This window comes from Flavobacterium sp. Sr18, assembly GCF_011064265.1.
Taxonomy (GTDB): Bacteria; Bacteroidota; Bacteroidia; order Flavobacteriales; family Flavobacteriaceae; genus Flavobacterium; species Flavobacterium petrolei.
On record NZ_CP049329.1, the window covers coordinates 336134 to 346462 of the forward strand.

The window sequence follows — 10329 nt, forward strand, 5'->3', positions numbered from 1 at the left end:
TAGTTTTGTAGTTATTTGCAGAATTGATTTAGTAGTTGTTCTGTGTTAGGGTATTTTTTGTTAAAAGCAATATTTAAATAATTGCATCCATTTGTTTTATCCTTTATTTTGAAATAGCATCCAGATAACAAGTATTCTGTTTTACCATCATTTAAACGTGGATTATTTAATATTCTTTCTAAATAATTGATTGCAATTTCAGGTTTATCGAGTTGATAATAACAAACCGCAATATCCTGCAAAATTACTACTTTTTCAGGATTTTCCTTAAATGCTTTATTATATAATACAATTGCTTTCTCAAATTGCTGTGCATCACCCATTTTTTTTGCTTCAACCATATAATTTATTTTAGCGGTAGATTCTGCGGGTAGTCCATTAATAAATGTATTATTTGCGTTAGTAGATTCTTTACGTTTTATTAATCTTGTTTTTCTATTTAAAAGAGTAGTATCGGTAGGATAAATTTTTAAACCTTGGTTAACAAAAGTAATTATTTTATTTGTATCGTATTTAGATATTGATAAAGCAGAAGCGGTATTCTTCCAATTACTGGGCATACTTCTATATTTAGTAAATAATTCATGAATTTTGAATATTTCTGAGGTATCTTTTTTTAATGAGGCCATTTTGAGGGCATCTAAATAAAAATTAGTTGTTCGCGGTCTGGAATAAAAAGCTGTTTTTATATATTCGTAAGCGGTGTCAAAATTTCCATTTATTTTTTCAATTTTATGCAAATACCAATTTGATACACCTATATAAGGATTTATTTTATTTGATAAATAAAAGTATTTTTTTGCATTTTCATACTTTTCTTCTCTAAAATAGGCTATTGCTAAATGCTCATAAAAGGGTTCTGAATAAATTCCTACATTCGGTAATTGAGGTAAATTTTTTAATATATCCTCTGATGTTTGGACCGGGTTTTTATCGTATTTAATTGCGTATTCTAAACGGTATGCTTTTAAAGTTAAAAAAGTAATATAAACGGTAATCAAACTTAATATGATAATTCCGATTGAAAATTGACGTGTTATTCTCACAGTATTGACTTCATCCGTTTTTAAAGTATTCACTATTGTAAAAACTAAAAACAAAACAAAACCAAATTGCATTGTAGGTCTGTACAAAGGGAAATTAAAAAAGGCATCTATAAAGTATCCCGTTAAAATTAATACGGCTAAAAGTGCTATAATCTTATTATTTGGATCACTTTTACTTAAAATCGCCTTCATGTTTATAAAAAATGCAATTATAAATAATGACAAATAAACTAATCCATTAAAAACACCGGTCTCAGCTGCTATTTCCAAAAAATCATTGTGAGTATGTGAAGAGATGAAGCCGTCATCAATTGATGTCTTCTCATAAGGAATACTTTCAATCTTCCAATTACCCAAACCAATTCCAGTAAAAGGCGATTTATTTATTAGAATTAGCGCATTATTCCAATATGTAAATCTGGCACTTACTGACGCTTCATTCGTACTGGCTATTTGAACAACTCGACTACCAACAGACTCATATCGACCAGTACCATTATTAACTTTAAAAACAATATTTGCGAAAATTAAACTCAATAGCATTGGGATTAGCAAGTAAACTACATTGAGAACTGTAATTTTTTTTAAGGAGTATAGTTTTAAATAAAAGATGATAAATAGTAATAGCTCAAAAAACAAAGCCAAATATGCAGCCCTTGCACTTATCAAAAAAATCGTAAATGTTGCTAAAAATAATGAAAAAATTAGAAACCATTTTTTCCAATTTGAAAAATGGATAGCTCCAATTAAAAGAAAAGGAATTTTTATATTTAAACTAGCTGCGAAGATATTTATATTTCCGGTATTACCCTTTAGTTTTGATAGTGCATTGATGACAGACCCCGCTTCTTTTAGGATATCACTAAGTTGTAGTACAGTTTGAAGTACTACACTAATACCGACAAGTATGGAAATTCTGTAAATTAAATGTAATCTATTAGATACAATAGCTAATACGTTTAGAAACATGATAAAAACTACCAATATTTCGATAAAGCTGACTATAGTTAAGGATAAATTTTTAGTCGAAAAGAATGAAATTCCGCTTAAAAGAATAAATAAAATGTAAATTTTAAGAAGATGACTTTTCTGTAAAATTGTATATAAACTTTGATTTATAAAAGTAGGATTTTTAAATATAAAAAGAGCGATAATCAAATTTAATATTGAAATGTAAAAGTATTGTGTTCCAATAATTTCGATACTCTTAAAATCCGGTAAAAAATCCATTAACAAATAGCAAGCTAAAAACAACAATGACATAAAATCATAATAGACATTATTTTGAGATGCTACTTCTGAGTTCAGAGGAATACTTGCATTAATTTGTTTTTTCATATTTTTTAATTTGTTATTTCTTCAAAGCAAATCTATAGATTATTTATTTTATTTAAAGATAGTTTTTTCAAAATACAGAAATTTAATAATAATCCTTTGATGTTGTGTATTTGCTAAATTTTAAAAGGTTTATTACCATATTGTTGCCAAGTAATCAAAAAAAAGAATTTAATCGATTGTAATTGAATAGTAAATTGTTTAGAATTATTTATCATATTTATTGCTTTGAAGTTGATAAAAATCAAAAATTGGTTAAATATTGAATTAGTGTTATTTTAGTGAGAGAATTAGTTTTTGACTTTTTTTAAAATGCGTTTTTCTTTTTTTAATAATAGTTTTTTAAAATAATATTCAAAACTCTAATTATATTTGCATAAAAAATTAACAAATAATGAAAAAAATATTCAATAATACGCAAGTTGCATTTTCATTAAAAAGTGATACCGAATTGGATAGAGCTTATTTTCTTTTCAAAATGATTGCTAATCAGCCTCTAGTCCGCATCGGAACTGCGGTTACAAATTTTGCTTTAAAAGCCAATCTTCCTGTAGAAGGTTTGATTCGCGCTACTGTTTTTGACCATTTTTGTGGAGGTGTAAATGAAGTGGACTGTCTTTCGGTTGTGGATAAAATGTATACAAAAGGCGTTTCATCTGTTTTGGATTATTCTGTGGAAGGAAAAGAAGAGGAAGATCAGTTTGATGCGGCTCTTGAAATGACGTTAAAAACCATCGAATTTGCAAAAGAACGTTTGGCTATACCTTTTGCTGTTTTTAAACCAACCGGTTTTGGTCGTTTTGAATTATATGAGAAATTAGGAGAAAAACAAACATTAACTCCAGAAGAACAAGCAGAATGGAATAGAGTAGTGGCCCGTTTTGATTTGGTTTGTAAAGATGCTCATTCCAAAAATGTTGCTCTTTTAATCGATGGTGAAGAAAGTTGGATGCAAGACGCTGCAGATGATTTGGTGACTGAAATGATGCGCAAATACAACAAAGAAAAAGCTATTGTTTTCAATACGTTGCAAATGTATCGTTGGGATCGTTTGGATTACTTGAAAAAATTACACGAACAAGCCAAAAAAGACGGATTCTTCATTGGAATGAAATTAGTTCGTGGTGCTTACATGGAAAAAGAAGTTGTTCGTGCCGAAGAAAAAGGATACCCATCACCAATATGCGCTTCAAAAGAAGCTACTGATGAAAATTACGATGCCGCTGTTCACTATATGATTGATAATTTAGATTTGATGTCTATTTTTGCAGGAACCCACAATGAGTTAAGTACGTATACTTTAATGGAATTGATGCAGGAAAAAGGAATTAAAACAAACGATGACAGAATCTGGTTTGGTCAGTTGTACGGGATGAGCGACAATATCAGCTACAATCTAGCTGCTAATGGGTATAATGTAGCAAAATATTTGCCTTTTGGTCCAGTTAAAGATGTGATGCCGTATTTGATTCGTCGTGCTGAAGAAAATACTTCGGTAGCGGGACAAACGAGTCGTGAATTAGAGATGATAAAAGCAGAACGCAACCGAAGAAAAGGGAAGTAGACATCAGTTTTTAGTTATTCAGGTAAATTTAAATTCATAAAAAAACTCCATTCAGTATGTACTGAATGGAGTTTTTTTTGTCAAATTAGAAATAAAATTTAAGAATTGCTGAATTGTAAATTGCTTAAATTTTTATAGATACCATTTTCTAAAGCTATTAATTCTTGATGTGTTCCTTGCTCTGTAATTTTTCCTTTATCCAAAACTAAAATTTGATCTGCACTACGAATTGTTGAAAGACGGTGTGCAATTATGATACTGGTTCTTCCTTGCATCAGAATTTCAAGTGCTTCCTGAACCAGTTTTTCGCTTTCACTGTCTAATGATGATGTAGCTTCATCCAAAATCAAAATACTTGGGTTTTTCAATAAAGCTCTGGCAATGGCAATACGTTGTCGTTGTCCTCCAGAAAGTTTAATTCCTCTTTCGCCCACAATTGTTTCAAATTTTTCAGGGAAACTTTCAATAAAATTATAAGCATTGGCTTGTTTTGAAGCAGTAAGAATTTCTTCTTCGGTGGCATTTGGTTTTCCATAAGCAATATTTTCTCTTATGGTTCCGCCAAATAATATCACGTCTTGCGGTACAATACTCATATTTCCTCGCAGACTTTCTAAATCAAAATCATAAATATTTTTTCCGTCAACTAATATTTCTCCTTCATCAATATTGTAAAAACGCAATAAAAGCGAAGCAATAGTCGATTTTCCGGTTCCACTTGGACCAACGATCGCTATTTTTTGACCAAAGTTAGCCGTAAAACTGACGTCTTTCAATACTTTAATTTCTTTTCTCGAATGGTAACTGAACGCTACATTCTTGAAAGTGACATTTCCTTTTATTTTTTCAATTGTAGCAAGATCACGAACTGAATTAATTTTTTCAGGAGTTTCATCTAATAATTCAAAAACACGTTCCGTTGCTCCAATTGCTTTTTGGATTTGGGCATAAAGTTCAGCGATTCCTCCAAAAGAAGCACCTACAAATGTAGAATACAAAACAAAAGAAATCAATTGTCCCACACTCATTTCACCGCTGATGCTCAATCGAACACCGAACCAAACTACAACTACAATAGCTCCGAAAAGACAGAAGATAATAAATGAAGCAAAGTAACCTCGGTATTTTCCACCTTTAATAGCAATCTTAACGACTTCCTTTATTTTTCCGTTGTAGCGGGCAATTTCGTACCATTCATTGGCAAAAGCCTTAACAATACTGATGCCTTGCATAGTTTCTTCAACAACTACCTGACTTTCGGCAACTTTATCCTGAACGTTTTTTGAATATTTCCTGATGAATCGCCCAAAAATAACAGCAGCAACTGCAACAAGCGGAACTACGGATAACATCAATAACGTTAATTTGATACTTTCGTTTGCCAATAAAAGAACGCCACCAATAATTAAAATAAATTGTCTTAAAAATTCGGCTATGGTCGATGTTAAAGTATCTTGTATTTGGGTTATATCAGAACTGATTCGGCTATTTAATTCGCCAACACGTTTTTGGGAAAAGAAAGACATTGGCAGTTTTACTAAATTACTGTAAAGTGCTACTCTAAGATTAGCCAATGTATTTTCAGTGAAATTGACAAATAAATACAATCTAAAAAACGAAAAAATCGATTGAAGAAATAAGATTATAATTAAACCTCCCGCAATCATGTTAGCCTGAGAGTTGTCTTTATTTTTTACACAATCGATAAGCATTCCCATTAATTTAGGAAAGGCAAGAGCAGTGGCTCCTGTAAATAATAAAAAAATTAAACCTACATAAAATTTCCAACGGTGATTTCCTGCATATTGAAATATTACAGTTGCTTTTTGGAGTGAACTTGCAGTAATTTTTGATTTTGGTAAATCGTTTTCTTTGAACCTGGCCATTATATGTTGTTTATATCGCAAATGTATGACTATAACTAATCAATACAAAAAAATAGCAGCGTTTCATGCTTAATATAAAGTGCTATAGTAGAGCATGAAAGCAAATAGAGTCAATATTTTATTAATTTTTTTTACTATTTTGCTTGCAGATACGATTTCTAGCTGTATATTTGCACTCGCAATAAGGAAATGAAAATAACTGCATTGTTTAGGGCGATTAGCTCAGCTGGTTCAGAGCACCTCGTTTACACCGAGGGGGTCGGGGGTTCGAACCCCTCATCGCCCACAAAACTTCTTAAGAAATTGAGAAGTTTTTTTTTGCTTTAAACCGAAAAATTAAAATTTTGCAAATCAAACGAAATGGCATAAAGGATGAAAATCCTTATTCTTTTTTGAATAAGGATTTTATGTTTAATTATTTACATTTTTAATTTTTAACCTCTACCATATTAAAAAAATTATAGTAGGCAAAACCGGTAAAAATCAAATTGGCGAAAAAAAAGCTGCTGTTTTTATGGCAGTCCAAGGGTATAAAAGTGTTGAAATCATTAAGTTTTAGAAAAAGAAATAACCAACAGATAATTGAAATACTCTGTTTTTATATTTACTGGAAGAATTATCTAAATTATTAATGTTTGATAATCCAAAATTATATCTTGCTCCAAAATTAAGTCCGTTTTCTAGTTTGTAACCAATTCCTAAATTAGCAGCGAAGTCAACTTTCTTAAACGTATCTTTTACGTTTGTGCTTTCATTTTTGGCCGAAAGTAAATACCCAATTTGTGGTCCAGCTTCAATACTCAATCCTTTTGTTAAATAATATTTTCCCATTAAAGGAATGTTGAGATAACTTAAGGCAATTGTATTATCATTGAAACTATATCCCTGACCAGAATACATTAATTCAGGTTGAAAAGAAAATTTATCTGAAATTGAAATTTCTGATAAAACACCAAAATTAAATGATGTTACCATATCACTACCAGTGGAATTATTCCCGCTGATCGAAGCAAAGTTTAAACCTCCTTTAGCTCCAAATTTAATTTCTTGAGCATTAACATTTGTAAATCCTAAAACTGTAACAACAGCTAGTAATAAAATTTTTTTCATAAAAATTGAATTTTAATTATTGAATTGCAAAATTCACACAAGAAGAACTAGAAAAGGTGCCAAAAACTTCAAATTGTATAAATCGGTACTTATTTGTTAGAATTCCGATACTCATTTGGTGTTTGACCAGTAGCTTTTTTAAAAGCTTTATAAAAAGTGGTTTTTGAAGTAAAACCTGATTCTAATCCCATCGTCAATAGATTATATTTTTCATATTCAGAATTTGATATCATTTCCTTGACAGCTTCAACTCGATGTTGATTGATGTAATTGGCAAAGTTGTCTCCTGTTACCGTGTTTACGATTTGTGAAACATATCCGGCACTTATACCTAGTTTTTCAGCAATTTTTTCTCTATTCAATGTACAATCGGTATAGATATGATCTTCCTTGCAAAGAAGATCAAGTTTCTGAAAATAATGATTATCTACCGAGATAGATTCCCGATATTCTTCTGGGCTGTTATTTTCTATAATTTGCGAATTACTGCACGAAATAGCTAAATCTTTATTTAGAAAAGTATAGATGGCATCCTTGTTATTTGCAAGTTTGTACTTGTAAATACCTATATATGCTGTCCAATGAATAATGAATGTTGCAGATATAGCCACGATTCTCATAGTAGAAGAAATGTCATATTGAAGAAATATGCCGACTAACCAGGTAATAAGCCAAAAGAATAACAATGAAGAAAAAAGGGTTAATAAGGTTACTACCCATTTTTTTTCTTCTGAATCCTTTAAATGTCTTATCATAAAATAAGAGTAAATCAGCAGGAAAGGGATGAATATAAAGACAAAAAAAAGATGAATTAGACTAAGCATTTGTATTATAACGATACCTGGTTCTGGAATGGTATAAATTCCTGCAACACGATCAAGATCGTTTGTAATGTTAAGTACAGCGGAATAAGCAAATGGAATAAAACATAAATAAATTTTTTGTTTGCTTTTTACAGTATCATCAATCCGATTTACAATATATAGGAATAGAAATGCAGGCAATAGTAATGCCCACTCAACATTGTCAATAAAGTGTAGAAAAGGATAGAGAGTATATACTTCTTCTAATTCAAAAACATAATTCAGTAAAAGAATAGAAAGTGTAAATAGCAAGTATGCCAGATATTTATTTGAATTACTATTAAATAAAGAAGACCTTAAAATAACTAAGCCCAAGACTATTCCTTGAAAAATGGCAATATTTAAAAGTGTTGTATAAATCAATTTTTTATTATAAAAGTTATTCTTTAGATTTGTTTTGGGATACGATGAAAATTAGTTGTTTTTTTAAAACATAACTTATTTCATACGAATTCACAGAACGAATTTATATCAATACAGATGACTTTCTTAAGGGATTAAGAAATGATTAACTAAAATGACCTACTCCCCGAAGGGTTCTTATAAGTCTGAGGAAAGACAAACAAGACTAATTATAAAAATTACTTTGTTCTAATTAGCTTTTAAATGTTTAACGGGATTACCATAAGGCTTCAAAAAATGTCAAAACAGCTAGTAAGTGTTCGATTGCTGTCCTTGACACTCGACAAAATTTCTCAAGAAATTGAGAAGTTTTTTTATTTTTTTTTCCATAAAAAAATATTTTCAGGAATTCATGTCATTTGGCCCATATTTAGAAAGATGTTGAATATTCATAAAATGGACCTTAATTCTTTCCAACTTTTTTATTTTCGCATTCAATTGAAATTAATGATTTAAATAAGTTCATCAATAAAATGGTGCTGATTATTCAAATGTTATTTGTTATCCATTAAAAGTTTGATTCATTATTATATCTTTATCACCATATATTATGGATACAACTTTAGAACTATTTGGCGCAGTTTTCGGTTTTTTGGCCGTTTATTTTACTATCAAACAAAATATCTGGTGTTGGTATTTTGGTTTAATTCAGGTGATACTATATTGCTTTGTTTTCTATACAGCAAAATTATATTCAGATATGATTTTGCATTTTATTTATATATTTCTGCAAGTATACGGCTGGTACAATTGGAAGTATGGTGGTTCCAATCAAAGTGCTTTACGCGTAACATTGGTGACAAACGCAACTTTTTGGATTGGCTTAACAGTTGTAGCGTCCCTATTTTTAGGCTATAGTATGCAATCAAAAACCGATGCGTCCTATCCTTATGCGGATGCTTTTATAATGGTTGCAAGCTTAGTTGCTCAATATTTGATGATAAAAAAAGTATTAGCTTCATGGCTATTTTGGATAGTAGTCGATGTGGTTGGCATTACCATATATTGTTATAAAGGTTTATACTTTACAACAGTTTTGTATGTGCTTTTTTTGATTATGGCTATAATTGGTTACTTGGAATGGAAAAAAGCATATAATGAAGAATTTGCGTATGAGAGACGAACATAAAATTGGATTGACATTGGGTAAGTTTGCCCCTTTTCATAAAGGTCATCAGCTATTAATTGAAACAGCTATTAATGAGGTTGATGAATTGATAGTGCTTATTTACGATGATCCTATAATAAATATTCCTTTAGCAACCAGAGCTGGTTGGATACGTGAAATATATCCAAAAATCACTGTCATTGAAGGTGTAAATTCGCCTAATGATAGTGGTTATACTGCTGAGATTATGAAAATTCAAGAAGAGTATGTCTCAACAATTTTGGGTAATCGCAACATCTCACATTTTTATTCGAGTGAACCTTATGGCGAGCACATGAGTACGGCCTTGAATGCCATAAATCGACAGGTTGATGTTAGTCGAAATATCATTCCTATATCCGCTACAGAAATTAGAAAAAATCACTTTAAAAGTAGAAAATTCATTGATCCTAAAGTCTATATGGATTTGATTACGAAAGTGGTGCTACTTGGTGCACCTTCAACTGGCAAAACAACTTTGGCAGAAAAATTAGCACTCTATTTTGATACACAATGGATGCCTGAATATGGAAGAGAATATTGGGAAAATCATCAAGTAAATAAAAGACTGACCTTAGAAGATTTATTAAAAATAGCTGAGATTCACAGCGAAAGAGAAGATGCTTTGGTGTTACAATCAAATCAATTTTTGTTCTCTGATACTAATGCCATTACTACCTATTTATTTTCACTGGATTACCATGGAAATGCCCTTGATGAGTTGAAAAATTTAGCAAAAGTTGCTGAAAGCAGGCACGATATTATTTTTGTTTGTGATACAGACATTCCTTATGACGATACGTGGGATAGATCTGGTGATGTAAAAAGAAAAATATTTCAACAAAAAATTATTGAAGATTTAAACACTAGAAATCTTCAATATTATATGCTTAAAGGCACCGTTGATGAAAGAATTGAACAAGTGTCAAAAGTATTGTCTGCTAGAGAAAATAGTAAATTTTAAGTAACTTAGAAC

At 30.5% G+C, this 10329-nt stretch carries 7 protein-coding genes and 1 tRNA gene; 4 read left to right on the forward strand and 4 right to left on the reverse strand.

The window, feature by feature from the left end:
- Window positions 1–11 precede the first annotated feature (11 nt).
- Window positions 12–2384: an O-antigen ligase family protein gene (locus G7A72_RS01595; protein WP_165151168.1), complete on the reverse strand. Its 2373-nt coding sequence runs from the start codon at window positions 2382–2384 to the stop codon at window positions 12–14.
- 391 nt (window positions 2385–2775) lie between these two features.
- On the opposite strand from G7A72_RS01595, the gene G7A72_RS01600 reads away from it, so the two are divergent.
- Window positions 2776–3945 (forward strand): proline dehydrogenase family protein, encoded by a 1170-nt coding sequence (locus G7A72_RS01600; protein ID WP_113665821.1) that lies wholly within the window; start codon window positions 2776–2778, stop codon window positions 3943–3945.
- A 98-nt stretch (window positions 3946–4043) separates the two neighbouring features.
- Here the strand turns inward: G7A72_RS01600 and G7A72_RS01605 are convergent, their stop codons facing one another.
- Window positions 4044–5831: an ABC transporter ATP-binding protein gene (locus tag G7A72_RS01605; protein ID WP_165151169.1), complete on the reverse strand. Its 1788-nt coding sequence runs from the start codon at window positions 5829–5831 to the stop codon at window positions 4044–4046.
- A 211-nt stretch (window positions 5832–6042) separates the two neighbouring features.
- Here G7A72_RS01605 and G7A72_RS01610 point away from each other — a divergent pair.
- Window positions 6043–6117: transfer RNA gene (locus G7A72_RS01610), tRNA-Val, on the forward strand.
- A 269-nt stretch (window positions 6118–6386) separates the two neighbouring features.
- On the opposite strand, the gene G7A72_RS01615 is transcribed toward G7A72_RS01610, so the two are convergent.
- Together G7A72_RS01615 and G7A72_RS01620 are read right to left on the reverse strand one after the other, a co-directional pair.
- Window positions 6387–6941: a porin family protein gene (locus G7A72_RS01615; RefSeq protein WP_165151170.1), complete on the reverse strand. Its 555-nt coding sequence runs from the start codon at window positions 6939–6941 to the stop codon at window positions 6387–6389.
- A gap of 89 nt (window positions 6942–7030) precedes the next feature.
- On the reverse strand, window positions 7031–8167 hold the full coding sequence (locus tag G7A72_RS01620) for an AraC family transcriptional regulator (RefSeq protein WP_165151171.1): 1137 nt from the start codon (window positions 8165–8167) through the stop codon (window positions 7031–7033).
- 589 nt (window positions 8168–8756) lie between these two features.
- Here G7A72_RS01620 and pnuC point away from each other — a divergent pair.
- Both pnuC and G7A72_RS01630 read left to right on the forward strand, forming a co-directional pair.
- Window positions 8757–9335 carry a nicotinamide riboside transporter PnuC gene (gene pnuC, locus G7A72_RS01625; RefSeq protein WP_165151172.1) on the forward strand — a complete coding sequence of 193 codons (579 nt, stop codon included), beginning with the start codon at window positions 8757–8759 and terminating at the stop codon, window positions 9333–9335.
- A complete protein-coding gene (locus G7A72_RS01630) occupies window positions 9304–10317 on the forward strand; it encodes an AAA family ATPase (protein ID WP_206531520.1) in 1014 nt (337 codons plus the stop codon). The genes pnuC and G7A72_RS01630 overlap by 32 nt, the downstream gene beginning before the upstream one ends.
- The last annotated feature ends 12 nt before the right edge of the window (window positions 10318–10329 follow it).

What these genes read in the sequence shown, in the direction of transcription:
- G7A72_RS01595 (WP_165151168.1), bottom strand. Translation starts at nt 2,384, where the DNA reads ATGAAAAAACAAATTAATGCAAGTATTCCTCTGAACTCAGAAGTAGCA.
- pnuC (WP_165151172.1), top strand. Translation starts at nt 8,757, where the DNA reads ATGGATACAACTTTAGAACTATTTGGCGCAGTTTTCGGTTTTTTGGCC.
- G7A72_RS01615 (WP_165151170.1), bottom strand. Translation starts at nt 6,941, where the DNA reads ATGAAAAAAATTTTATTACTAGCTGTTGTTACAGTTTTAGGATTTACA.
- G7A72_RS01600 (WP_113665821.1), top strand. Translation starts at nt 2,776, where the DNA reads ATGAAAAAAATATTCAATAATACGCAAGTTGCATTTTCATTAAAAAGT.
- G7A72_RS01630 (WP_206531520.1), top strand. Translation starts at nt 9,304, where the DNA reads ATGAAGAATTTGCGTATGAGAGACGAACATAAAATTGGATTGACATTG.
- G7A72_RS01605 (WP_165151169.1), bottom strand. Translation starts at nt 5,831, where the DNA reads ATGGCCAGGTTCAAAGAAAACGATTTACCAAAATCAAAAATTACTGCA.